The following is a 22,718-nucleotide window of genomic DNA, read 5'->3' as shown; positions in this document are numbered from 1 at the left end:
CGCGCCCGCACCCGCAGGCCATGGACCGGCCGCTGCCGTCAACGGGGACAATGGGCGCGTGACCCACCGCTACCACGTGCTCGGCCCCACGCAGGTGCTGCGCCCGGACGGCACCGAGGCCCGGCTCGGCGGGGCGCGGCTGCGCGCGCTGCTCACCGCGCTCGCGGCCGGCGGCGGGCGGGCCGTCTCCCCGGCCGAGCTGACCGCACAGCTGTGGCAGGACGACGAACAGCGGCCCGCCGATGCGCCGGCCGCTGTTCAAGCGCTGGTGGGACGGCTGCGCCGGACGCTGGGCGCACCGTCCGTGGATCTTCTCCCCGGCGGGTACCGGCTCGCCGCCGTCCGGGACGACATCGACCTCTTCCGTTTCGAGCGTCTGGCCGCGCAGGGTGCGGCGGCTCTCGGCGCCGGTCACGCCGAGGAGGCGGCCGCCGTGCTGGACGAGGCGCTCGCCCTGTGGCGCGGCCCGGCCCTCGCCGACCTGCCGGGCCGGGAGTCCGATCCGCTCGCGGTACGGGCGGAACGGCGGCGGACGGAGGCGCGCCGCGCCAGGATCGCCGCCGACATCGCACTCGGCCGCGCGGCCACCGTGCTCCCCGAACTCGCCCCGCTCGCCGCCGAGTCGCCGCTCGACGAGCCCCTCCAGGCGCTGCACATCCGAGCCCTCGCCGAGACGGGCCGCACGGCGCAGGCCCTTCAGGAGTACGAGGACGTACGGGTGCGCATCGCGAAACAGCTGGGCGCCGATCCCGGCCCCGAACTGCGCGCTCTGCACAGCCGGTTGCTGACCGGGGGCACCATGCCGTCCCCGCCCGCGGGCACAACCCGGCGGGGAAATCTCCCCGCCGGGCTCACCTCCTTCGTGGGCCGCACGGACGAACTCGCCGGATTGGCCGGGGCGTTGGAGAGCCGACGACTGGTGACACTGACGGGCCCCGGTGGTGCGGGCAAGACCCGGCTCGCCCTGGAGGCCGCCCGCGCCGCCGCCGGGACCTGGCCCGACGGCGTGTGGGTGGCAGCCCTGGCCGGTGCGGGCGACGAAAGCGCCGTCGCCGAAGCCGTGCTGACCGCGCTCGGCGCCCGCGAGACACAGGTCCGCGGGCCGTCCGCCGCCGAGAGTGTCGTCCGCGACCCGCTCACGCATCTGGTCGAGCACTGCGCACGGCGGCGGATGCTGCTCGTCCTGGACAACTGCGAGCATGTGATCGGCGCCGCCGCCCGGCTGGCCGAAGCACTCCTGACCGGCTGCCCCGGCGTACGCGTCCTGGCCACCAGCCGCGAGCCGCTCGGCGTGCCCGGAGAGACCGTGCAGGGCGTCGGGCCGCTGCCGCAGGACGTCGCTCTCGTCCTCCTCGGCGACCGTGGCGCGGCCGTACGCGCGGGCTTCCGTACGGACGAGGACCCGGCGGCCTGCGCCGAGATCTGCCGACGGCTCGACGGCCTTCCGCTCGCCCTCGAACTGGCCGCCGCCCGGTTGCGCGCCCTGACGCCGCGACAGATCGCGGACCGGCTCGACGACCGGTTCCGCCTGCTCACCGGCGGAGGCCGCACGGTGCTGCCCCGTCAGCAGACGCTGCGTGCGGTCGTCGACTGGTCGTGGGACCTGCTGGGCGCGCAGGAACGCACCGTACTGCGCAGGCTCGCCGTCTTCTCCGGTGGCTGCGCGCTGCCCCAGGCCGAGGAGGTGTGCGGTCCGGGCGCCCTGGACGGGCTGACCGGCCTTGTCGACAAGTCGCTGGTGGTCGCCGTCCCGGACGGACCGGACGGGATGCGCTACCGACTGCTCGAGACCGTGGCCGAGTACGCGGGGCAGCGGCTCACCGAGGCCGGCGAACGGACCGCCGTGGAACGGCGCCATCTGCGCGCCTACCGGGAGCTGGCCCGCACCGGCGAGCCGGAGCTGAGAGGTCCGGGTCAGGCCGACTGGCTGGACCGCTTCGAGGCCGAGCACGACAACGTACGCACCGCCCTGCGCACGGCGGTGCGGCTGGACGAGGAGCAGGAAGCGCTCTGCCTGGCGCTGTCGATGAGCTGGTTCTGGCAGCAGCGCGCCCACCAGGCCGACGCCCGCGCCTGGTCGGCCGCCGTGGCGGCGCTCGGACCCGATCCGTTCCGGCCCCCGGTCCGGGCGGCGGAGCCCATGCCCGCACGGTGCACGGACCTCGCCCCGCCCTGGCCCGAGGAGGTCCTGTGGGAGGCCCGGCGCGGAATACGGCTGATGGTGATCGCGAGCGACGACCGGATCGGCACGGCCATGGACGATCCGGCGACCCAGGAGTATCTGCGCGGAGTGGTCGCCGCCTACCGGCCCGGCCTGCCGCAGCTGAGCCGCCAGCCGGCCACGATGTGGTTCTTCGCGCGTCTGATGACCGGTGAGTTCGGCGGGCTCGCCGAGACCTTCGACGCCATCGTCGCCGGAAGCGACGGGCAGGCCGAGGGCTGGGATCTGGCACTCCTCCTGCTGATGCGGGCCAAGGTGATCGGACACCCTGCCGGCCCGGCGCGGCCGGCCGCGGACGCCGACCGCGCGCTGGCGCTCTTCCGCACGGCAGGGGACCAGTGGGGCATCGCGGAGTCGCTTTCGGCGCGGGGCGAGGAGTACGACAGACGGGGGAGGTACGAGGAGGCCGCCGCGGACTTCGAGGAGGCCATGCGCAGTTCCGCCCGCGTGGGAGCCGGCGCCCAGGTGCTCGTGCTCCGGTCCCGGCTCGCCACCCTGGCGCTGAAGACGGCCGGGAACGATGACGAGCGCGCCGGCGCCGAGCGGCAGCTCCTCGAGGTGATCGACCGCTCCGAGGGCTACACGGGGGAGGTGCTGAGCACCGCCCGTATGGCACTGACCCGCCACTACGGCGCGATCGGCCGCACCGGATGCGCACGCGGTCAGCTGGCGGGGATGGAGCGCGAGCTGTCCGCCTCCGCGCCCGCGCTGTTCCGCGGCCTGCTCGTCGGTATGCACGGCTGGCTGGCCTGCGTCGACGGCGCGTACGTGCGGGCCCGGGACCGGGTCAGGGACGCGGTGGGGCAACTGGACACCATGGCGCACCTCGTGGCCCCGCAGCTGGTCGCCGATCAGTTCCTGTGCGCGGCCTGGGCGATGGCCCATCTCGACGCGGCCGAGGACGGTGCGCGGCTGCTCGGCGCCTACGACAGCATCGGCGGGCAGCCCGGCGGGTTCGGCTTCCAGCCCTTCGACGACCGGCACGAGGTGCGCCGGCGGGCCGAGAGCGACCTCAGGAGGGTGCTCGGTGACGAGCACTACACGCGGGCCCACCGTGCGGGCCGCGGGCTGTCCGGGCAGGAGGCCTGCGCGCTGATCTGACTCAGCGCACGTCGACGAGGCGGGCGAAGGCGACCACATTGGCGTCGTAACCCGTCTTCGCGGAGTAGCCGCCACCGCAGGTGATCAGGCGCAGTTCCGGGTCCGGGCCGTCCCGGTAGACGCGGTCGGCAGGGAAGTCCTTCTTGGCGTACATCTCGACGCCGTAGACGGAGAAGACCGCGGTGCGTCCGTCCTCGCGCGCGACTTCGATGCGATTGCCCGGCTCCAGCGAGCCCAGCAGATAGAACACCGCGGGTCCGGCCTCATTGTCGACATGACCCACCATCACGGAGGTGCCGCGCTCGCCGGGAGAGGCGGCGCCCATGTACCAGCCGGTCAGGTTGTTGTCCGTCAGCGGCGGTGTCGCCACCCAGCCGTCGTCGTCGAGCCCGACGCGGGTCACGGGGGCGTCGAGCCGCAGGGTGGACACGCTGATCCGCTTCGGCGGCGAGTGCGGCAGGGGACCGGGCGCGGGCGGCAGCGGACCTGCGGCCCGGTGCGGGGCGGCGGCAGCGGCGACGGGGCGGGGCGGCCCCTCGGCGGTCTCCGTCGACCCGTTGCGCAGGAAGAACAGGCCGAGCAGCAGCACGCACACGAGGGTGAACCACGAGCTGCGCCGGGCGGTCGTGTGCACGGACGCGCCGCTCAGACGCCGTCCCCGGCACGCCGGCGCAGCAGGACGACACCGCCGCCGACCGCACCCGCGACCAGCAGGGAACCCAGAGCGATCTGTGTCGGGCTGAGGCCGGAGAGACTGCCGCCGGATCCGGCCTGCACACCGCCGCCGGGTTTCGTGAGTCCGCTCAGGTCGTCCGTGGAGCCGGTGTGTGTCCCGGCGGAGGGAGTCGTGTGGGGGACCCCGCCGGCGCCGACGCTCAGTTTCGCCGTGCCCTTCTCGCCCTCGCAGTCGAAGGTCACGTCGTACTCGGCACCCGGCTCGGCGTCATCGGAGACGGTCGCCGTGGCGGGCAGCCCCTCGGAGAGGGTCACGGTGTCGAAGACACCCGACGAGGCGGTGACGGTGGGGGATTCGCATTCCGTGGCGCCTAGCGTCACGGTGCCGCCGGGCTCGACGTCCTCCGGGCTGACAGTGAAGCCGAACGAGGTGACGGTCCCCTCGTCCTCGGCGAGAGCGGCCGGGGCGCCGAGGGCCAGCGCGGCGACGGTGCCGGCGAGGGCCAGGGACGCGACTCGTAGGGCACGCATGGTCAGGTCTCCGTTGGTAGGAAATGCACCACAACGAGACCGACGCTAGGAGCGCCGTCCGGCCCCTGCCACTCCTGGGGGGCCGAACGGCCCCCACGCTCCCTTGGCGTGGGGACCGCGGGCTCACACCTTCCGGTAGCCGTACGCCTCGGAGGCCGCGGCCTCCACCGCGTCCAGGTCGCCCCCCGCCGACGCGGTGACCACCGCGGCCACCGCACCCTCCAGGAACGGCGCGTCGATCAGCCGCGTGGCGTCCGGGAGTTCGTCACCCTCGGCGAGCAGGGCCTTCACCGTCAGGACGGCGCTGCCCAGATCGACGAGTACGGCCACCCCGGCGCCCCCGTCGACCGAGGCCGCCGCCTCGGCGATCAGCTCGGAGCTGGTGCCGAGACCGCCGTCGGGGGTGCCGCCGGCCGGAGCGACGGGCGCGGCCCGGCCACCCGCCAGTCCGGTGGCCAGGGCGGCGACGGCCGCCGCCACCTCCTTGCTGTGCGAGACGAGAACGATCCCGACCGTGCTCCCCTCGCTCATGCCGCCACCTCCGCGAGGGCCGCCAGCAGGAGCGCCGACGAGGTCGCCCCCGGATCCTGGTGCCCGATGCTGCGCTCACCCAGATAACTGGCCCGGCCCTTACGGGCCTGCAGGGGGACCGTGGCCAGGGCGCCCTCCCGCGCGGCGTCACGGGCCGCGGCGAAGGACTCGGTCGTGTCGCCGAGTGCCGCGACCGCCGGTTCGAGCGCGTCCAGCATCGTCTTGTCGCCGGCCTTGGCACCACCGAGCTGCGCCACGGCCGCGACGCCTGCGCGCAGCGCCTCGGCCAGCTGTGCGGGAGTCACCTCGGCGTCGTCGCCGAGGGCTTTGCCGGTGCGGCGCAGCAGCGTTCCGTACAGCGGTCCGGACGCGCCGCCCACGGTGGAGATCAACTGCCGCCCGGCCAGGGTCAGCACGGCTCCGGGAGTCTGCGGCGCGTCCTTGTTCAGCGTCGCGGTCACCGCGGTGAAACCGCGCTGGAGGTTGCTGCCGTGGTCGGCGTCGCCGATCGCCGAGTCCAGCTCCGTGAGATGCGCCGCCTCGCGGTCGACCAGAACCGCGACCGCGGTCAGCCAGCGGTGGAAGAAGTCGGCGTCGAGCACATGCACTCCCTGAGGTCAGTCGGTCCCGGTCGGTTCAACGGCCCCAGCGGAGCGCGGGCGTCTCCACCGGCGCGTCCCACAGCCGCAGCATCTCCTCGTCGACCTGGCACAGCGTCACCGAGCAGCCCGCCATGTCGAGCGAGGTCACGTAGTTCCCGACGAGCGTACGGGCGACGGACACACCGCGCTCCGCCAGCACGCGCTGGACCTCGGCGTTGAAGCCGTACAGCTCCAGCAGAGGGGTGCTGCCCATGCCGTTGACGAGCACCAGTACGGGACCCGTCGGCGGCCGGTCCACGAGAACGGCGTCGACGGCGAAGTCCGCGATCTCCCGCGAGGTCATCATCGGGCGCCGCTCCCGGCCCGGCTCGCCGTGGATGCCGATGCCCAGTTCCAGCTCGCCCGAGGGGAGATCGAAGGTCGGGGTGCCCTTGGCAGGGGTGGTGACCGCGGTCAGCGCGACACCGAAGCTGCGGGAGTTCTCGTTGACCTGCCGGGCGATCGACTCCACCCGCTCCAGCGGCATCCCCGCGTCGGCGGCCGCTCCGGCGATCTTCTCGACGAAGAGGGTCGCGCCGGTACCGCGCCGGCCCGCCGTGAACAGGCTGTCGGTCACCGCCACGTCATCGTTGACCAGGACCTTCGCGACCTGCACGCCTTCGTCCTCGGCGAGCTCGGCGGCCATGTCGAAGTTGAGGACGTCCCCGGTGTAGTTCTTCACGATGAACAGCACGCCCTGGCCGCTGTCGACCGCGGAGGCGGCCCGCGCCATCTGGTCAGGGACCGGGCTGGTGAAGACCTCCCCGGGACACGCGGCGGACAGCATGCCGGGACCGACGAATCCGCCGTGCAGCGGTTCGTGGCCGGACCCGCCTCCGGATATCAGACCGACCTTCCCGGCGACTGGCGCGTCCCGCCGTACGATCACCCGGTTCTCCACGTCCACGTTCAGCTCGGGGTGAGCTGCCGCCATCCCGCGCAGGGCGTCCTCGACCACGGTCTCCGGGACATTGATGAGCATCCTCATGGGTTCCTCCTGATGACGCGGACGGCTGGGGCTCTGTACAGAAACCCAGCACTGTCGGGCCCCGCCGTCAAGCGCGGGAACCTTTCCCGGCGTGCCCGGCGATCTCGGTCGTGGGTCCCGTCATACCCAGGATCGCGGGGGCGCGGGTGTTCGTCCAAGGGAAGGACCCCGGCGGGACTCCGCGACGGGTCCGAGGCCCGCGCGCTGCCCCCGGACGCGGAGCCCGGACTGACCCGCCTCCGCCCCCGTACGGCGCCTCAGTCGCCGTGCGCCCCGTCCACCAGCAAGCCCGCGATCGCCGCGTGCGCCACGTCCCGGTGGACATCGCTCACCTGGCCGTCCCCGACCTCCACCACCCGCCACGCCCCGTCCGTGCGCAGGGCGAGGTCGGTGGTGACGAAACGGCAGCCGAGACGCCGTACCGCGGCCCGCACATGCCCCAGCTCGGGCTCCGGAGGATGCGGGGAGACGCTGTCGGGATGCGCCGTCACCAGGCGGGGTTCGCCGTCGAGCCACCACACCCGCGCCTCGGTCGCGGTGGACCGGGGCCGTACGAACGACTCGTACGCCCGCAGGACGAGCCCTCCGGCCAGATCGTCGCCCTGGAGAGCCACGAAGCGCCGCACGATCTGCGCGAGCCGGGCGGTGTCGGCGAGGTCGGGGACGAAGCACGCCTCGTCCCACTCGTGTTTGCGGGACTTGACGTAGTCCTTCACGATCCCCGGCCCGCCGGGGAGTTTCCCGGCAGCCGCGGCAAGGTCCTCCTGCGCAGGGACGCGACCGGGCGTGGACGGGATCCACACGCTCTCGGGGGTGATCCCGCAGAACGCGTCGTACCAGCCGGGCAGCTCATGGGCGGCCCGGTACTGCCCGGGCGCGACGACCAGGCTGCCGCCCCGCAGGCGTACGGCTTCCGCCAGCGCCTCGTACCGGTGGGACGGCATCATCCAGCCCCGGTACCAGGCCCCGGCCGCTCCATGCGGGACTCTCGCGACCGCCTGTTCTGCGTCGCCGCCGATCAGCGCGTCGTGGTCGATCAGCGCCACCTGGCCGCCGTGCTCACGGACCGCGCGCGCCTCCGCCGCGAAGTGCTCGTCCACGCGGCGGGGTGCGAGGACATCGCTGCAGTACAGGACCGCTCGTGCCATGGCTGCCACCCTACGGGGAACACCTGATCGAGTCCGGGCGTTTTATGCTCGAAGTGGCGGCCACGCCGTGGCCGCCCTCCACCGGATCCCCGGGAACTCCATGCACCTGTCCCGAGCAGTCCCCGCAACCCTCGCCGGCGCACTCGTCGTGGTGCTCGCCGGCTGTTCGACGGGCGCCGCCGACACCTCCGACGCGCTGCGGACCGGGACCGTCACGGCTCCCACGGCCGGCACCGCGTCCGAGCCCCCCGCGCCGGCCCCGGGCGCGGCGAAGGAGCCGGTGAAAGCGCCGGCGACGAGCTCGCCCTCGGTGGAGCCCGCCGACCGGACCACCCCGCGGACCGAGACCGCGCTGCTGTCCATCCCGGCGATCGGGCTCGAGGACCTCCGAGTCGTGCCCTACGAAGGCACGACCGACGACTGGCCGGGCACCCGCATCCAGAACCGTGGCGTGGGCGCCAGCCCGTACGGCGAGAGCGGCGGCGTCGGCCCCGGCGACATCGGAAACTACCTGGTCACCGCCCACCGGCTGTCCGCGGGCGGACCGCTGCGGGACCTTCCCTCGCTCAAGAACGGTGACTCGGTGATCGTCGAGGAGGGCGGTCTCGTCTACGAGTACGAGATCACCGGCACCCGGCAGACGTCCTTCCGCTCGGACAGCTCGCTCGCCGCGCAGCGCGCTCCCGTTCCGGGGAAGCCGGGCGAGAAGCCCACCCAGGCGATGATCACGGTCTCCACCTGTGCCACTCCCGAGGACGACGCCGCCGGCAACTTCTGGCGCGACGACCGGCACAACCCCGAGCACCGCATCGACAAGATCGGTGTGCTGAAGAAGGCACCCACCCCGGCCGCGGGCGACTGACCGCCGCCGACCGCTGTCGGCCGGGCTCAGGACACGGCTTTTCGTCAGCCGGCCGGCTTCACGGCCTTCGGCGCGCAGCGCAGTTCGTTCCCGTGGACCGGTGCGCCCTCCACGCTGCTGCGATCGTGGACGACCTTGATCACGGTCGACGCCCGGGCGCCGACCCGCACATCGAAGACCTCGCCGTGGCCGGGAACGGCACGGAGCCGGGCTCCCGGGATCGCGGCGGCGAGCGAGGCCGCGTAACGCTCCCGGTGCGGGTCGTAGGTGATCACGGTGGGCCCCGGCGGCCGCGGCCCTGCCGGTGCGTCCTCGACGACGAAGCCGTCGGCCCGCAGGGCACGTGCCACGGCGGGATCGTCGACTCGTGCGCGGATCGAGCCCGGAGCCATCTCGACGGGGGTGTCCGTGCTGGGCCGGATGCCCGTGTCGCCGACGATGGGCCGGTCCTCGCGCAGGGCCGCCCACAGCGCCGCCGACCGGGGCTCGTCCCACAGCAGCGTCGACCCCCATTCGGGCACCCGGTGGTCGAAGTCCGCGATCGGCACGGTCGCGAACTCCGTCTGCTCGGCCGTCAGCCGTCCGAGCGCGAGGCCGAGATGCATCAGATCGTCGAGCCCGGTGTGCGCGTCGGTGCGGACCGCCTTCGTCAGCTCCAGGGCGGTGAGCACCGAGGACGCCGGGTTCGCGAAGGCCCCCTCGCCGCGCAGCCGGGTCACCATCTCGATCAGCAGACGCTGCTGGCGTCGTACCCGGCCGAGATCGCCCGGCGGTGTGACGTGACGGGCGCGGGCGTAGCGCAGAGCCCGGTTGCCGTCCACATGGTGGGTGCCCTTGGGGAGTCGCAGCCCGGAGCCGGTGTCCACCAGGGTCTTGTCCGTGCACACCGTGGCGCCGCCCAGCCGGTCCACGGTGTCGGCGAAGCCGGTGAAGTCGGTCTCCAGATAGTGGTCGATCCGCAGCCCGGTCGCCTTCTCCACCGTCCGTACGGCCAGGTCGCCGCCACCGTGCTGGAAGGCGCCGTTGATCTTCCCGGAGTGGCGGGGATGGCCGTGGTCGGCGAACTCGACGTACGAGTCCCGGGGGATGGACACCACGGTCGCCCGCCGCTCGTCCTCGGCGAGGTGGATCACCATCATCACGTCCGTGCAGTTGCACTCCTTGCCGCCCACATGGAGGCGTTTGCGGTCCTCGGAGGAGATGCCGGTACGGCGGTCCAGCCCGACGACCAGGATGTTGGTGCCGGCGGCCCTGTCGCCGATGCCCTCGGAGGATGCGGCGCCTTCGGCCGCCCAGAGGGAGCCACCCGACGCCAGTGCGGCGATCAGAACAGCCGTGACAGCGAAACTGCGCATGGATGACTCCTCCGGCACCGGGGCTCGGGTGGACCGATGAACCGAAGAAATCATGAAGGTGGTGCAAAAGGTGCGTCGGCACGCCAGGAGCCGCCTGCCGGGCGCCGTGTAGGGGCCGTCCGCCGTAACGGCGAACGGCCCCGGCCCGGTGAAGTGCGGCCCCCGAAGCGAAGGGCTCGATGCACAGGGGCCCGTGACAGCGGCTCAGGCGGTGAGGATCGCCGGGTCGCTGACGCCGGGGCGGCCGTTCTCGACATGACCGGCGAAGCGCCGCAGGAAGCCCGCGTCCTTGTCGGACACCACGCTCAGGTCGTACCAGCGCTTACCGGCCTGGAGGTCCACGACGTGCACGACGCGTCCGCCTGGCCCCACGGTGAACGTCTGCTTCTTGCCGCCGTAGGCGTTCGTGACCGTCAGCCGGCGGGTGGTGCTGCCCGCGTTCGTCAGGGTGAGCTCGACGGAGCCGGTACCCGCCACATGGCGGGCCGTCACCTCGGGGCCGGCCGTCGTGCCCGGGCCCCTGAAGCCGCGCACGAAGCCGTTGGGGCCGTACACGGTGAGGTCGTACGCGCCCTGGGAGTACGCGGTGTTCCAGGTGTCGGAGACCTTCTGGCCCGCGGCCGTGGTGTACGTCCACGGCCCGTCGGTCCGGTTGCCGGCGGCCACCAGGAAGAAGGCACCCGCTGCCGCTCCACCGCTGAAGGTCAGCGTGAAACGCCCGGTGGACGGCGTCGAGGCGCCGTCGACCAGCGGTGCGTACGGCAGCGGACGCGCCGGCCTCGACCCCTTCTCCTGCCGGGGCAGCACGGCCGTGGCGGGCGGCTTCGGCACATAGTCCGGGTGCCGGTCGTTGTCCGGCGGTTCGTAGGCGTCGGTGTCCGGGAGCCCGGCGGGATCGGTGTTGCGCAGGCCGAAGTCGAAGGCCGAGGTGAGGTCGCCGCAGACCGCGCGCCGCCACGGCGAGATGTTCGGCTCGGCGACGCCGAAGCGCGCCTCCATGAAACGGAGGATCGAGGTGTGGTCGAACGTCTCCGAACAGACGAACCCGCCCGTGCTCCACGGGGACACGACGAGCATCGGAACGCGCTGGCCGAGGCCGTAGGGACCGGCGGCGTAGCTGCCGTTGCCGGCGAACCGGTCGAGTGCCGTGTCCACCGTCGACAGCCCCTGAGCGGCGGAGGCCGGCGGATAGGGCGGGGCCACATGGTCGAAGTACCCGTCGTTCTCGTCGTACGTGATGAACAGGGCGGTCCTGCTCCACACCTCCGGGTTGGAGGTGAGCGCGTCCAGGATCTGCGCGATGTACCAGGCGCCGTAGTTCGCGGGCCAGTTCGGGTGCTCGGTGAAGGCCTCGGGAGCGGCGATCCAGGAGATCTGCGGCAGCTTCCCGGCCTTGACGTCGGCCTTGAGGTGGTCGAAGTAGCCGTCGCCGTTCTTGACGTCCGTACCGGTGCGGGCCTTGTCGAAGAGCGGGTCGCCGGGCTTGGCGTTGCGGTACTTGTTGAAGTAGAGCAGGGAGTTGTCGCCGTAGTTCCCGCGGTACGCGTCCTCGATCCAGCCCCAGGAGCCGCCGGCGTCGAGGCCGTCGCCGATGTCCTGGTAGATCTTCCAGGAGACACCGGCCCGTTCGAGACGCTCGGGGTACGTCGTCCAGTCGTAGCCGAGTTCGTCGTTGCCGAGGACCGGGCCGCCGCCCTTGCCGTCGTTGCCCGTGTGACCCGACCACATGTAGTAGCGGTTGGGGTCGGTCGCTCCGATGAACGAGCAGTGGTAGGCGTCGCACACGGTGAAGGCGTCGGCCAGCGCGTAGTGGAACGGGATGTCCTGGCGGGTCAGATAGGCCATCGTTCCCGCGGACTTGGCGGGGATCCATTGGTCGTACCTGCCGTTGTTCCAGGCCTTGTGGCCGCCCGCCCAGTCGTGGTTGAGCCCCGCGATGAACTGCATGCCGAGGTCCTCGGCGTCGGGGTGGTAGGGGAGCACGTCCTTCGTACCGTCCGACTGGTGCCACACCGACTTGCCCGGGCCGGTGGTCACCGGACGGGGGTCGCCGAATCCCCGCACTCCCTTCAGCGCGCCGAAGTAGTGATCGAAGGAACGGTTCTCCTGCATCAGGACGACGATGTGCTCGACGTCCTTGATGGTGCCGGAGCGGCGCCCGGCCGGAATGGCCGCCGCGCGGTCGATGCTGCTCGACAGTGCCGAGAAGCCCGCGGTCGCGCCGGCGATCTGGAGAAAACGGCGCCGATTGAGTTCAGGCATGAAGATGGGCCCTCTTGGAGTAGGGGGAAGGGTCTGGCGGAGTGTCCAAGAGGAGCGAAGGGAAGGGAAGGGACGCGGTGGTGTCAGGGGTGTGAAGGACCGTGGTACGGACCGCGAACAGCCTTCCTGAGCCGCAGGTCGGGGAGGTGGGCGAGCGTCGCCGGGGCGCCGGCCGCCCCGATCCGTTCGGCCCCGCGCGGCCGCCGGGCGCGGCGTCACAGACGGGTGGTCGCACAGGGGCGGAGTGTGCGGCGCGGGCAACGGCAACGGGCCGACCGTCACACGGTCGGCCCGCCGCGCGGGACGTCGGGGCGGTGGACCGGACGCCGCCGGCCCACCTCGTCCTCCTCGTCCCAGGCCGGTCGTCGGTCAGGTGGCGGTGCCCCGCTCGGCCTCGACGATCGCCGTCAGCTCGTCCTTGCGCGCCTGCCGCGTACTGCGGCGCGGCTGCGGCGAGACGGCCAGCGAGAACGAATGACCGGCAGGGTCGGAGTAGATACGGACATCGCGCGGACCGCTGTTGTCCTTCGTGTCCACCGGCCTCGCCCCCAGACTCACGGCTTCACGCTCCGCCTCGTCCATGTCGCCGCGCTCCACGAGGATGCGCAGATGGGCCTGTTGGGAGTCCTCGGGCCGCGGCCAGCTCGGGGGTGCGTAGCCGAAGTCACGGTGGATGGCCATGTGGACACCGTCCTGACCGACGATCTCCACGAAGTCGGGATCGGTCCCGACGTGAACCTCTGCGCCGAACAGGCCGGCGTAGAACTCCGCCAGTTCCATCGGTTCGGCGCAGTCCAGTACGAGCACGCTTGTCTTGTGGACTGTCATGCGCCTCGCGTACCCGCGGTCGTCGCGGACACACGGCTCGTACACCGCACGGTCACTTCTTCCTCGGCCAGTTCTCGGCCTGGAACATCCAACTCTGCTGCTCCAGCACGGCGGTCAGCCCGATCAGCAGATCCTGGGTCACCAGGTCCGACTCCTCGGTCACCGTGATCCGTTCACGCAACCGCAGGATCGCCGTGTTGAGCGCCTCGACGAGCAGCTCGACCACGTCGGTGTCCTTCAGCCACCCTTCCTCCACATGCGGCAGAGCGCTGGTCTTGGCCACCGTCTCGACCCGCCCGTCGGGGGTGACGCCGAGCGACGCGGCCCGCTCGGCCACGGTGTCGGCGTACTGCCGAGCCGTGTCCACGACCTCGTCGAGTTGCAGGTGGATGCTGCGGAAGCGGGGGCCCACGATGTTCCAGTGCGCCTGCTTCGCGAGCAGCGAGAGATCGAGCAGGTCCACCAGGGTCCCCTGAAGCGCGTCTCCGGTCACCTGCCGGGCCTCGTCGGTGAGCGTGCTCTTCACCACAGACATGTCGTTCCTCTCCTCGATCCGTACGGGGTGCGTACGGGGTGCGTACGAAGGGAACGGGTGCCCGGGCAACGACCGTGAAAACGGGACTTCAGTCCTTGTGTCCCGGGGCCTGAGCCACCGTGTCGAGCAGGTCGGCCGCGCTCAGGGTGTTGATGACTCGCTCCGCCGGAACGCCCGCACGCTCGGCCCGGTCGCAGCCGAGGATCTGCCAGTCCAGCTGGCCCGGCGCGTGCGCGTCCGTGTCGATGGCGAACCGCACACCCGCCTCGACGGCGGTCCGCAGCAGACGCATCGGCGGATCGAGCCTCTCCGGCCTGCTGTTGATCTCCACGGCCGTATCGTGCGCGGCGCAGGCCTCGAAGACCGCGGCCTCGTCGAACCGGGACTCCGGCCTGCCCCGGCCGGTGACCAGCCGGCCCGTGCAGTGGCCGAGGACGTCGACCAGCGGGTTCTGCACCGCCCTGATCATGCGCGGGGTCATCTTCGCCGGCTCCATCCGCAGTTCGGAGTGGACGGAGGCCACCACGAGATCGAGCCGGTCCAGCAACTCGTCCTCCTGGTCGAGCGAGCCGTCCAGCAGGATGTCGCACTCGATGCCGGTGAGGAGCCGGAAGGGCGCCCACTGCCGGTTCAGCTCGGCCACCACGTCCAACTGCTCGCGCAGCCGCTCGGCGGACAGCCCCCGCGCCACCGTCAGCCGGGGCGAGTGATCGGTGAGCACCACCCACTCGTGCCCCAGGGCGATCGCCGCCCGGCCCATCTCCTCGATGGAGCTGCCGCCGTCCGACCAGTCCGAGTGCACATGGCAGTCTCCGCGCAGCAGGGCCCGCAGCTCCCCGCCGCCGTCCGCGAGGGGTGCGGACGCCTCCTCCTCCAGGCGCTCCAGATAGGTCGGCACCGCACCGGCGAGGGCCTCCCGGACGACCTTCGCGGTCTTCGGGCCGATGCCCTTGACCGCTTCCAGAGTCCCCGCGTCGGCCCGTTCGGCGATCTCTTTCCGCGGCATCGCCGCGAGGGCCGCCGCCGCGTTGCGGAAGGCACGGACCCGGTAGGTCTCCGCGAGCGAGCGCTCCAGCAGAAAAGCCACTCTGTCCAGCGCCTCCACCGGATCCATCACGGCTCCTTCCTGTGCGGCCGTCGTTGCCTCCACTCTCGCCCGCACCAGCGGTGACGGCATGCCGAAAGAACGCGACCGGTGCCTGTCCAGGGTTTGGACGGGCGCAGACGTGCAACACGCAGTCGGGAGGAGCCATGGCGAATTCAGCAGAGAACACAGACAACAAGAGCCGGAGCGAGGCTTCCAGGCCGGGTCCGATGGATGTGCTGCGTCAGGCATGCGCACAGCTGACGGAGCTCACCGGCCGGGAAGCCGAATCGGTCTCGTCGTTCGAGCGGACGGAGGACGGCTGGTCGCTGGAGGTGGAGGTGCTCGAGATGGAGCGCGTCCCCACCACGACCAGCCTTCTGGCCACCTACCAGGTGACGCTCGACGAGCAGGGCGAGCTGAGCGGATACCGGCGCATACGCCGATACGAGCGCGGAAGGGCCGACCCCAAGTAGGCGGCCGCCGTGCATCACTTCATTGAGGAGGGCTGACGGCAATGACCGTTGTGCCGGCACAGCAGCAGCAGCAAGGACGTGGTGGTGGCTCGAGCGGCCTCTACGACGTCCTGGAACTCATTCTCGACCGGGGACTCGTCATCGACGCCTTCGTGAGGGTCTCCCTCGTCGGTATCGAGATCCTGAAGATCGACATACGTGTCGTCGTGGCCAGCGTGGACACGTACCTGCGCTTCGCCGAGGCGTGCAACCGCCTCGACCTGGAGTCCGGACCGCACAAGGACCCGGGTCTGCCCGAGCTGGTCGGCGAGATGACCGAGTCGGGTGCCCGCGGCAAGACCAGGGGCGCGCTCTCGGGTGCCGCGCAGACGATCTCGGACTCCTTCCAGCAGGCGCGTGACGAGAGCCAGACCGAGTCCAAGCCGCGCAGTTCCCGTACCCGCCGCCCGGCGGCACGCAAGAAGGAGGAGGAGACGGAGTGAGTACCTATGTCTACGGCATAGCCAGGAGCTCGCACCCGAGCCTCCCGGACAAGGCGGACGGTATCGGTGACCCGCCGCGGCCCGTACGCGTCATCCGCCAGGGGCAGCTCGCCGCTCTGGTCAGCGACGCCCCCGACAACCTGAGGCCCAAGCGGCGCGACCTGCTGGCGCACCAGAACGTCCTGCGTCAGGCCGGCGAGTCCGGCTCCGTCCTTCCGCTGCGGTTCGGCGGAGTGTCACCCGACGACGAGACGCTCGCCGCCGTCCTCGCCGAGCGCGAGGAGCACTATCTGGAGCGCCTGGGCGCTCTGGACGGCAAGGTCGAGTACAACGTGAAGGCCTCGCACGACGAGGAGTCGGTGCTGCACCGGGTACTCGCCGACGACCCCGAGCTGCGCTCCCTGGCCGAGGCGAACCGGACCGCGGGCGGTGGCACCCACGAGCAGAAGATCCAGCTCGGCGAGCGCATCGCGGCGGCCGTCCAGCAGCGCGAGGCCCGTGACGGCGATCTGGTGCGGGCGACGCTGGAAGGGGTCTGTGAGGAGGCGAGCGCCGGGCCGCAGAGCGTCGGCTGGCTCGCGAACCTCTCCTTCCTGGTGAACCGCGAGCGCAGCGCCGACTTCGTGAACGCGGTCGACGCGCTCCGTGTGGAGCAGCCGCACCTCGTGCTGACGGTCACCGGACCGCTTCCTCCCTACAGCTTCGTGGAGTGAGCCATGGGCCTCATCTCCGAACTGCTGCTTCTGCCCGCCGCCCCGGTGCGCGGCACCTTCTGGGTGCTGCAGCAGGTGGTGGACGAGGCCGAGCGGCAGTACTACGACCCTTCGGCCATTCAGAGCGAACTCGCCCGGCTGTCGGACCAACTGGACGCGGGCGAGATCGACGAAGCCGAATTCGACCGCCGGGAGGACGAGCTCCTCGACCGGCTCGAGGCGATGCAGAACAGAGAGCAGGGATGATGAACAACAGGCTGGTTCTTGGCCTCGCTGTGGGGGCGGGGTACGTGCTCGGGCGTACGAAGAAGGCGAAGCTGGCGTTTGCCGTCGGCACGCTGGTGGCAGGCAAGCGACTCCAGCTGAGCCCGAAGGCCATCGGGGAGTTCGTCACCCAGCAGCTGCAGAACAACCCGCAGTTCAAGGAGTTGGGCGATCAGCTGCGGCAGGACCTCGGCGGCGTGGGCAAGGCCGCGACCGGCGCGCTCGTCAACCGGCAGCTCGAAGGGTTCGCCGACCGGCTGCACGGCCGCACGCTGGGTGTCCAGGACCGGCTCCAGGGCGTCGTCCCCGGATCCCGGGACGAGGACGAGGGACACGCAGAGGACACAGAGGACGCAGAGGCGCGGGACAGCGCCGATGGCGAGGACGGTGGCGACGAGGAAGAGCACCGCGAGCGCCGCGAGCCGCAGAAGAAGGCGGCCCCGCAGAAGAAGACCGCCGCACGACGGACGACGGCCAAGAAGACGGCAGCGCCCGCGCGGCGCGCCACGAAGAAGACGGCGTCCAAGACGACCGCCGCGAAGAGGGCCGCCTCGAAGGGAGGCCGGGACCGTGGCTGAGAAGACGTCGCCGCTGAGCGGGGACAACCCCGCCATCCAGCGGGTGAAGGAAGAACTGCAGAGTTTCCTGGCGGCGCAGGCGCAGCAGGCGCTGATGTCCGCCGGCCGGAAGCTCGGCCAGAGCACCAACAAGCTCAACGACATCGCGGAAGGCAGAAGCCCCGGCTTCGCCAAGCTTGCGCTGGAGGGCGGCCGCAAGGCGATGGAGGGCAAGGGCCCGGTCCGCAGCGCGGTCGAGCTCGGCGCCTCCCATCTCAAGGACAAGGTCACTGGCGTGTTCAAGAACCTCGGCGGCAAGGGCAAGTCCAAGAGCGGCGGCGGCAACAAGCCGATCGTCATCATCGAGTCCATCGACGTCGGCGTGTCGGTCCGTGACGCGTACGACCAGTGGACCCGCTACCAGGACTTCTCCACCTTCGCCAAGGGCGTCAAGAGCGCGACGGTGGCCGACGACACCTCGTCCGACTGGCAGCTGAAGGTGTTCTGGTCCAGCCGCAGCTGGAAGGCCCGGACGACCGAACAGGTGCCGGACAGCCGCATCCAGTGGACGTCCGAGGGCGCCAAGGGCAGCACCAAGGGCGTCGTCACCTTCCACTCGCTGGGCGAGAACCTGACCCGGGTGCTGCTGGTCATGGAGTACTACCCCAAGGGTCTCTTCGAGAAGACCGGCAACATCTGGCGCGCCCAGGGCCGCCGGGCCCGGCTCGACCTCAAGAACTTTGCCCGCCACATATCGATGCGCGGCGAGGCCGAGGACGGCTGGCGCGGTGAGATCCGGGACGGCGAGGTCGTCGTCACCCATGACGACGCCGTCGCCGAGGAGCAGGAGCAGGAAGAGCAGGACCAGCGCGACGAGGCCGAGGGCGAGGAGCCCGAGGAGGAGTACGCGGACGAGGACCTTCCGGAGGAGGAGGAAGAAGAGGAGCCGGAAGAGGAGTACGTCTACGAGGACGAGGACGAGGCCGAGGAGCCCGTGGACGAGGAGGAGCCGGCCGAGGAGGACGAGCTCCCCGAGGAAGAAGAGGAAGACGTCGAAGAGGACGCGGTGCGTGAACCGGCCGGGTCCGGAGGCCGTGGACGCCGATGACCACTGCAAGCAGGCTCCCCGATCCCTACGGCTCCGGCGGAGGCGCGAACCTCGCCGACATCCTCGAGCGCGTGCTCGACAAGGGGATCGTCATCGCCGGTGACATCCGTATCAATCTGCTCGACATCGAGCTGCTCACCATCAAGTTGCGGCTGATCGTCGCCTCCGTCGACAAGGCGAAGGAGATGGGCATCAACTGGTGGGAGGACGATCCCGGACTGTCCACCGGTGCCCGCCGCAACGAACTGGCCGCCGAGAACGAGCGCCTCCAGCGCCGTATCGCCGAACTGGAAGAGGCGGCGCAGCCGGCGGTGGACAGCGCGGAGACGAAGAAGGAGCGTAGGGAATCCGCATGAACGAACTGCGCTATGTGTACGCCGTGTCCCGGCCCTTCCAGGCCGCGCTCCCCAAGGACCTCCTGGGGGTGGCCGGGGCTCCGGTGTACGCGCTCGGCCACGGCGACCTCGTCGCCGTGGTGTCGGCGGTGTCGCCCGACGACTTCGACGAGGCTCCGCTCAAGGCGCACCTGGAGAACCTCGACTGGCTGAGCGACACCGCCCGGGCCCATGAGTCCGTGGTCGCGGCCCTCGCCTCGGTCACCAGCCCGTTGCCGCTCCGTCTCGCGACCGTGTGCCGGGACGACGACGGGGTGCGGCGTCTGCTGGACTCCGGGCACGCCCGGTTCCTGCGCACCCTCGAGCGGCTCGACGGCCGGGTGGAGTGGGGCGTCAAGGTCTACGCCGAGACGCCCGCGCAGTCGCCGGACTCGGCCGGGCCGGCCCCGGCGACCGGCCGCGACTATCTGCGCCGGCGGCTGGAGGAGCGCCGGACGAGCGAGCGGTCCTGGGAGTCGGCGGACGTGGTGTCGCGCCGGCTGCACGAGGAGCTGGCCCGCCATGCGGAGGCGGTACGGCTGCACCGGCCGCAGCAGGCCCAGCTCTCCCAGGCGGCGGGCCACAACGTGCTCAACGCCGCCTATCTCGTACCGCGTGAGGAGAGTGCCGCCTTCGTCGAGACGGTGAACCGTCTTCAGCCCGAGGAGCCGGGGCTGAGCGCGGAGCTGACGGGTCCCTGGGTGCCGTATTCCTTCGCCGGCGACGAGGACGAGCAGTGACCGCCGGTGACGGGTCGCCCCTCGCGCAGCGTCAGGTCGCCCTGGTCGACCTGCTGGACAGGCTGCTCGCCGGCGGGGTCGTGATCAGTGGCGACATCACGCTGAGGATCGCGGACGTCGACCTCGTCCGCATCGATCTCAAGGCCCTCATCAGTTCGGTCACCGAGCAGGTGCGGTCGCCCTGGGAGGGAGCACCATGAGCGAAGAATCGCGGAGACTCGATCTCGACGCCGACACCGTCGAACGCGACCTGGCAAAACTCGTCCTGACCGTGGTGGAACTGCTGCGCCAGCTCATGGAGCGCCAGGCGCTGCGCCGGGTCGACCAGGGGGACCTGAGCGAGGAGCAGGAGGAGCGGATCGGCCTGACGCTGATGCTCCTGGAGGACCGGATGGGCGTGCTGCGGGACGAGTTCGGGCTCAAGCCCAGTGACCTGAACATCGACCTCGGCCCGCTCGGCCCCCTGCTGCCCAGGTCGTGACGGCCACCCGCCGCTCAGGTTCCGAAAGCCCCCGGCACCGGCCGCCCCGGAACCGATTCACCCGTCCGGACGCCCGCGTGCGGGGAAGGAAGGCTGCATGAAGGCACTCGTCGTCAACTGCACCCTCAAGCGGTCGCCCGACCCCTCCAACACGCACGCTCTCGCGGAGGTCGTCGGTCACCGCCTCATCGAGCTGGGCTGCGACGTCGAGTACGTGCGTGCGGTCGACCTGGACATCAGGCCCGGGGTCGTCTCGGACGCCGGGGACGGGGACGAGTGGCCCGCGGTGCACCGGAAGCTGCTCGGCGCACAGATCCTGATCGTGGCGTCGCCGACCTGGGTCGGCAGGCCCTCGTCCGTGGCGCAGCGCGTCCTGGAGCGGATGAGCGCGCTGATGTCCGAGCAGGACCATGAGGGGCGGCCGGTCGCCTACAACCGCGTCGCGGGCGTGGTGGTCACGGGCAACGAGGACGGCGCGCACCATGTCATCAGCGAGATCACGGGCGCCCTCGGCGACATCGGCTACACGATCCCGGGTCAGTCCTGGACGTACTGGCATCTCGGCCCGGGACCGGGACCCGACTATCTCGACGACGAACGCGGGCACGAGTGGGCCCACCGGACCGGACGGACGATGGCGGCCAATCTGTACCGGACCGCCTACGCGCTGATCGCCCACCCGCTCGACGTACCCGAGCAGTAGACCTGCCGAGCAAACCCCCGAGCGGAATGAAGGAGCAGGCCATGGATCGCGCGGCGGTCTTCGACGTCGACGGCACCCTTGCCGACACCAACCACCTCCATGTGACGGCCTGGTGGGAGGCGTTCAGGCAGTCCGGCCACCGGGTGGAGATGTGGGACATCCATCAGGCTCTCGGGCTGCCGAGCCACCACCTGGTCGCCCGGCTGCTCGGGGACGACCGGGACACCGACGGGGACGACACCGTCATCACCGCGCACAAGGTGCTCTACGCGACCTTCTTCGATCGCATCGCGCCGCTTGAGCGGGCGCCCGACCTGCTGCGGGAACTCGCCGAGTCCGGGTGGAAGGTGGTGCTCGCCACCTCGGCGTCGGGCGGCGAACTCGCTGCGCTGCGGCACGCGATCGACGCCGACGACGCCATCACCGCGACGACGAGTGCCGATGACGTCGAAGAGGGCAAGCCCGCGCCCGAGCCGGTCCATCAGGCCCTGGAGCTCGCGGGGGTGTCCGCGGACCGTGCCGTGTTCATCGGCGACGCCGTGTGGGACATGAAGGCGGCCACTACGGCGAACGTCGTCGGAGTGGGGCTGCTCAGCGGTGGCATCTCACGGGCGGATCTGGAGACGGCCGGTGCGCGGGCCGTGTACCGGAACACCGCGGACCTGCTGGAGCAGCTGGGCAGCAGCCCCATCGCGGACATCGAGCGGCGCCGGAGCAGCTGAGCGGGCCGGCGGCCCGGTGACCCGGTGCCGCAGGCTCGCGGCAGAGCCCGGCGGCCTGAAGGCGCGGCAGAGCGGCGGCTGGAAGGCGGCTGGGTCGCCGCCCGCCCGCGGCTCAGGCCGCCTTGTGCCCCTGAAGCGGTTCGGTCGCCTCGCCGGACCCCTTCCGCACGCCGCGCAGGAACTCTTCGATCGCCTCGGTCGCGGACCACTCCGGGCGCCACCCCAACTCCTCCCGCGCGCGGGTCGAATCCAGCAGCGGCAGTCGCAGCACCGCGTCGAACAGATGCGGCGACGCCGGCACGGCATGCAGCCCCCAGGCCGCCGCCAGCGCCGCGCGTACCGCCCGGCGGGGCAGCCGTACGATCCGGGCGTCCAGCAGTTCGGCCAGCACTTGGGCATCGACGGGCGGATCAGCGGCGAGATTGAACGCGCCGCGCACGTCGTTCAGCAGCGCCAGCCGGCAGGCCTCGGCGGCGTCGTCGGTGTGCATCACCTGGAACCGCAGTCCCTCCAGGTCCGGTACGAACGGCAGCAGGTCCGGCCGGATCAGTGGCCCCGGCAGATGGCGGCCGCCGAAGATGCGGCGCTGTTCGCTCGCCGCTGTCTCCTTGAAGAGGAACCCGGGCCGCATCCTGACGACCCGGATCTGCGGGTGCTGCCGCTCGTAGGTGTCCAGCACCCGCTCGAGGTAGGCCTTCTCCCGGCAGTACGCGGCGTCCGGCCACCCGTGCGTGGGCCAGGACTCGTCGACTCCCGGGGCGGTCTTCGGACCGGGGGAGTACGCCCCCACCGACGAGGCGTGGACCAGGGCGGGCACGCCCGCGGCCACGACGGCGTCGTACACGGCGATCGAGCCGAGGACGTTGCTCTGCCAGGTGACCACCGGGTCGTGTGTCGGCTGGAAGCGCCAGGCGAGATGGACGACCGCGTCGGCGTCGGCGAAGTGGCGGCGCAGCGCGTCCGGTGCCGACGCCTCGGACAGATCGACGGACGCCCAGGTGGTCCGGGGCGCGGTCATGCCGGGGATCCGGCGCGCCAGCCCGAGGACGGAGGCGATCTGTGGATCGGCGCCGAGGGCCCTCACCACACTGGTGCCGACGTTCCCGGTGGCTCCGGTGACCACCACCCGCAGTCCTTTGTCCGCGCTCATCAGGCACTCCGTACTGTTGGGGCCGTAACGGGGAGAGATGTGCCTCCGCATCGGGGAGACAGGTGCTCCGCGCGCTCCGAGTCCCCCGCGCGCAGCCGGTGAAACGGGGCCATCCGGAGGATCGGCCGCTTGTAGGTTCATCCGAAAACCCGCCGCTCACCGTGACGGCGCCATCTCAACGGGCAC

26 protein-coding genes are annotated in these 22,718 nt (G+C 71.6%); 14 read left to right on the top strand and 12 right to left on the bottom strand.

Features of this window, described 5'->3' with window-relative positions; genetic code table 11:
* The first annotated feature begins 58 nt into the window (after nucleotides 1-58).
* The gene (locus tag OHA05_RS03445) at nucleotides 59-3,322 is read left to right on the top strand and encodes an AfsR/SARP family transcriptional regulator (protein WP_328859765.1); all 3,264 of its coding nucleotides are present in this window, start codon (nucleotides 59-61) and stop codon (nucleotides 3,320-3,322) included.
* A gap of 1 nt (nucleotide 3,323) precedes the next feature.
* Here the strand turns inward: OHA05_RS03445 and OHA05_RS03440 are convergent, their stop codons facing one another.
* From OHA05_RS03440 to OHA05_RS03415, 6 genes are all read right to left on the bottom strand, one after another.
* Entirely contained in the window at nucleotides 3,324-3,956 is a 633-nt protein-coding gene (locus OHA05_RS03440) for a class F sortase (protein WP_328859764.1), read from the bottom strand.
* Nucleotides 3,957-3,967: 11 nt separating this feature from the next.
* Nucleotides 3,968-4,528, bottom strand: a complete 561-nt coding sequence (locus tag OHA05_RS03435) for a hypothetical protein (RefSeq protein WP_328859763.1) — start codon at nucleotides 4,526-4,528, stop codon at nucleotides 3,968-3,970.
* Nucleotides 4,529-4,651: 123 nt separating this feature from the next.
* On the bottom strand, nucleotides 4,652-5,059 hold the full coding sequence (locus OHA05_RS03430) for a PTS-dependent dihydroxyacetone kinase phosphotransferase subunit DhaM (protein WP_313947911.1): 408 nt from the start codon (nucleotides 5,057-5,059) through the stop codon (nucleotides 4,652-4,654).
* Nucleotides 5,056-5,661: a dihydroxyacetone kinase subunit DhaL gene (dhaL, locus tag OHA05_RS03425; RefSeq protein WP_313947912.1), complete on the bottom strand. Its 606-nt coding sequence runs from the start codon at nucleotides 5,659-5,661 to the stop codon at nucleotides 5,056-5,058. The genes OHA05_RS03430 and dhaL overlap by 4 nt, the downstream gene beginning before the upstream one ends.
* A gap of 34 nt (nucleotides 5,662-5,695) precedes the next feature.
* Nucleotides 5,696-6,688: a dihydroxyacetone kinase subunit DhaK gene (gene dhaK / locus OHA05_RS03420; protein WP_313947913.1), complete on the bottom strand. Its 993-nt coding sequence runs from the start codon at nucleotides 6,686-6,688 to the stop codon at nucleotides 5,696-5,698.
* Between the two features lie 257 nt (nucleotides 6,689-6,945).
* On the bottom strand, nucleotides 6,946-7,836 hold the full coding sequence (locus OHA05_RS03415; protein WP_328859762.1) for an ATP-grasp domain-containing protein: 891 nt from the start codon (nucleotides 7,834-7,836) through the stop codon (nucleotides 6,946-6,948).
* A gap of 100 nt (nucleotides 7,837-7,936) precedes the next feature.
* Between OHA05_RS03415 and OHA05_RS03410 the strand changes: the two genes are divergently transcribed.
* Nucleotides 7,937-8,698 carry a class E sortase gene (locus tag OHA05_RS03410; protein ID WP_313947915.1) on the top strand — a complete coding sequence of 254 codons (762 nt, stop codon included), beginning with the start codon at nucleotides 7,937-7,939 and terminating at the stop codon, nucleotides 8,696-8,698.
* A gap of 44 nt (nucleotides 8,699-8,742) precedes the next feature.
* On the opposite strand, the gene OHA05_RS03405 is transcribed toward OHA05_RS03410, so the two are convergent.
* The 5 genes from OHA05_RS03405 to OHA05_RS03385 all read right to left on the bottom strand — a co-directional run bounded on the left by OHA05_RS03405 (nucleotide 8,743) and on the right by OHA05_RS03385 (nucleotide 14,792).
* Nucleotides 8,743-10,053, bottom strand: coding sequence for an LCP family protein (locus tag OHA05_RS03405; protein ID WP_328859761.1), 1,311 nt, complete (start codon nucleotides 10,051-10,053; stop codon nucleotides 8,743-8,745).
* Between the two features lie 204 nt (nucleotides 10,054-10,257).
* On the bottom strand, nucleotides 10,258-12,315 hold the full coding sequence (locus OHA05_RS03400; RefSeq protein ID WP_328859760.1) for a phosphocholine-specific phospholipase C: 2,058 nt from the start codon (nucleotides 12,313-12,315) through the stop codon (nucleotides 10,258-10,260).
* 369 nt (nucleotides 12,316-12,684) lie between these two features.
* Entirely contained in the window at nucleotides 12,685-13,143 is a 459-nt protein-coding gene (locus OHA05_RS03395; protein ID WP_313947918.1) for a VOC family protein, read from the bottom strand.
* Nucleotides 13,144-13,195: 52 nt separating this feature from the next.
* Nucleotides 13,196-13,678: a Dps family protein gene (locus OHA05_RS03390; RefSeq protein ID WP_313947919.1), complete on the bottom strand. Its 483-nt coding sequence runs from the start codon at nucleotides 13,676-13,678 to the stop codon at nucleotides 13,196-13,198.
* 88 nt (nucleotides 13,679-13,766) lie between these two features.
* Complete coding sequence (locus OHA05_RS03385; RefSeq protein ID WP_328859759.1) at nucleotides 13,767-14,792, bottom strand: PHP domain-containing protein; 1,026 nt, start codon at nucleotides 14,790-14,792, stop codon at nucleotides 13,767-13,769.
* Between the two features lie 137 nt (nucleotides 14,793-14,929).
* On the opposite strand from OHA05_RS03385, the gene OHA05_RS03380 reads away from it, so the two are divergent.
* The 12 genes from OHA05_RS03380 (at nucleotide 14,930) to OHA05_RS03325 (ending at nucleotide 21,382) form a co-directional block, all read left to right on the top strand.
* Nucleotides 14,930-15,238 (top strand): gas vesicle protein GvpO, encoded by a 309-nt coding sequence (locus tag OHA05_RS03380; protein ID WP_313947921.1) that lies wholly within the window; start codon nucleotides 14,930-14,932, stop codon nucleotides 15,236-15,238.
* Nucleotides 15,239-15,279: 41 nt separating this feature from the next.
* Nucleotides 15,280-15,720 carry a gas vesicle structural protein GvpA gene (locus tag OHA05_RS03375; RefSeq protein ID WP_328859758.1) on the top strand — a complete coding sequence of 147 codons (441 nt, stop codon included), beginning with the start codon at nucleotides 15,280-15,282 and terminating at the stop codon, nucleotides 15,718-15,720.
* Nucleotides 15,717-16,433 carry a GvpL/GvpF family gas vesicle protein gene (locus OHA05_RS03370; protein WP_313947923.1) on the top strand — a complete coding sequence of 239 codons (717 nt, stop codon included), beginning with the start codon at nucleotides 15,717-15,719 and terminating at the stop codon, nucleotides 16,431-16,433. The genes OHA05_RS03375 and OHA05_RS03370 overlap by 4 nt, the downstream gene beginning before the upstream one ends.
* Nucleotides 16,434-16,436: 3 nt before the next feature.
* Complete coding sequence (locus OHA05_RS03365; RefSeq protein WP_313947924.1) at nucleotides 16,437-16,679, top strand: gas vesicle protein GvpG; 243 nt, start codon at nucleotides 16,437-16,439, stop codon at nucleotides 16,677-16,679.
* Entirely contained in the window at nucleotides 16,679-17,275 is a 597-nt protein-coding gene (locus OHA05_RS03360) for a DNA primase (RefSeq protein ID WP_313947925.1), read from the top strand. Before OHA05_RS03365 ends, OHA05_RS03360 begins: the two co-directional genes overlap by 1 nt.
* Nucleotides 17,268-18,362 carry an SRPBCC family protein gene (locus OHA05_RS03355; RefSeq protein ID WP_328859757.1) on the top strand — a complete coding sequence of 365 codons (1,095 nt, stop codon included), beginning with the start codon at nucleotides 17,268-17,270 and terminating at the stop codon, nucleotides 18,360-18,362. The genes OHA05_RS03360 and OHA05_RS03355 overlap by 8 nt, the downstream gene beginning before the upstream one ends.
* Nucleotides 18,359-18,718 carry a gas vesicle protein gene (locus OHA05_RS03350; RefSeq protein WP_313947927.1) on the top strand — a complete coding sequence of 120 codons (360 nt, stop codon included), beginning with the start codon at nucleotides 18,359-18,361 and terminating at the stop codon, nucleotides 18,716-18,718. The genes OHA05_RS03355 and OHA05_RS03350 overlap by 4 nt, the downstream gene beginning before the upstream one ends.
* Nucleotides 18,715-19,476 (top strand): GvpL/GvpF family gas vesicle protein, encoded by a 762-nt coding sequence (locus tag OHA05_RS03345; protein WP_328859756.1) that lies wholly within the window; start codon nucleotides 18,715-18,717, stop codon nucleotides 19,474-19,476. The genes OHA05_RS03350 and OHA05_RS03345 overlap by 4 nt, the downstream gene beginning before the upstream one ends.
* The gene (locus OHA05_RS03340) at nucleotides 19,473-19,676 is read left to right on the top strand and encodes a gas vesicle protein (protein WP_313947929.1); all 204 of its coding nucleotides are present in this window, start codon (nucleotides 19,473-19,475) and stop codon (nucleotides 19,674-19,676) included. Before OHA05_RS03345 ends, OHA05_RS03340 begins: the two co-directional genes overlap by 4 nt.
* Entirely contained in the window at nucleotides 19,673-19,957 is a 285-nt protein-coding gene (locus OHA05_RS03335; RefSeq protein ID WP_328859755.1) for a gas vesicle protein K, read from the top strand. The genes OHA05_RS03340 and OHA05_RS03335 overlap by 4 nt, the downstream gene beginning before the upstream one ends.
* A 97-nt stretch (nucleotides 19,958-20,054) precedes the next feature.
* Nucleotides 20,055-20,660, top strand: a complete 606-nt coding sequence (locus OHA05_RS03330) for a flavodoxin family protein (RefSeq protein WP_313947931.1) — start codon at nucleotides 20,055-20,057, stop codon at nucleotides 20,658-20,660.
* Nucleotides 20,661-20,701: 41 nt separating this feature from the next.
* The gene (locus OHA05_RS03325) at nucleotides 20,702-21,382 is read left to right on the top strand and encodes an HAD family hydrolase (RefSeq protein ID WP_328859754.1); all 681 of its coding nucleotides are present in this window, start codon (nucleotides 20,702-20,704) and stop codon (nucleotides 21,380-21,382) included.
* Between the two features lie 112 nt (nucleotides 21,383-21,494).
* Here the strand turns inward: OHA05_RS03325 and OHA05_RS03320 are convergent, their stop codons facing one another.
* A complete protein-coding gene (locus tag OHA05_RS03320) occupies nucleotides 21,495-22,532 on the bottom strand; it encodes an NAD-dependent epimerase/dehydratase family protein (protein ID WP_328859753.1) in 1,038 nt (345 codons plus the stop codon).
* Between the last annotated feature and the right edge of the window lie 186 nt (nucleotides 22,533-22,718).

Origin of the sequence: Streptomyces sp. NBC_00306 (genome assembly GCF_036169555.1) — a bacterium.
Lineage (GTDB): Bacteria > Actinomycetota > Actinomycetes > Streptomycetales > Streptomycetaceae > Streptomyces > Streptomyces achmelvichensis.
The sequence above is the reverse complement of the archived record's forward strand: the minus strand, read 5'-3'. Positions and strand labels throughout refer to the sequence as shown.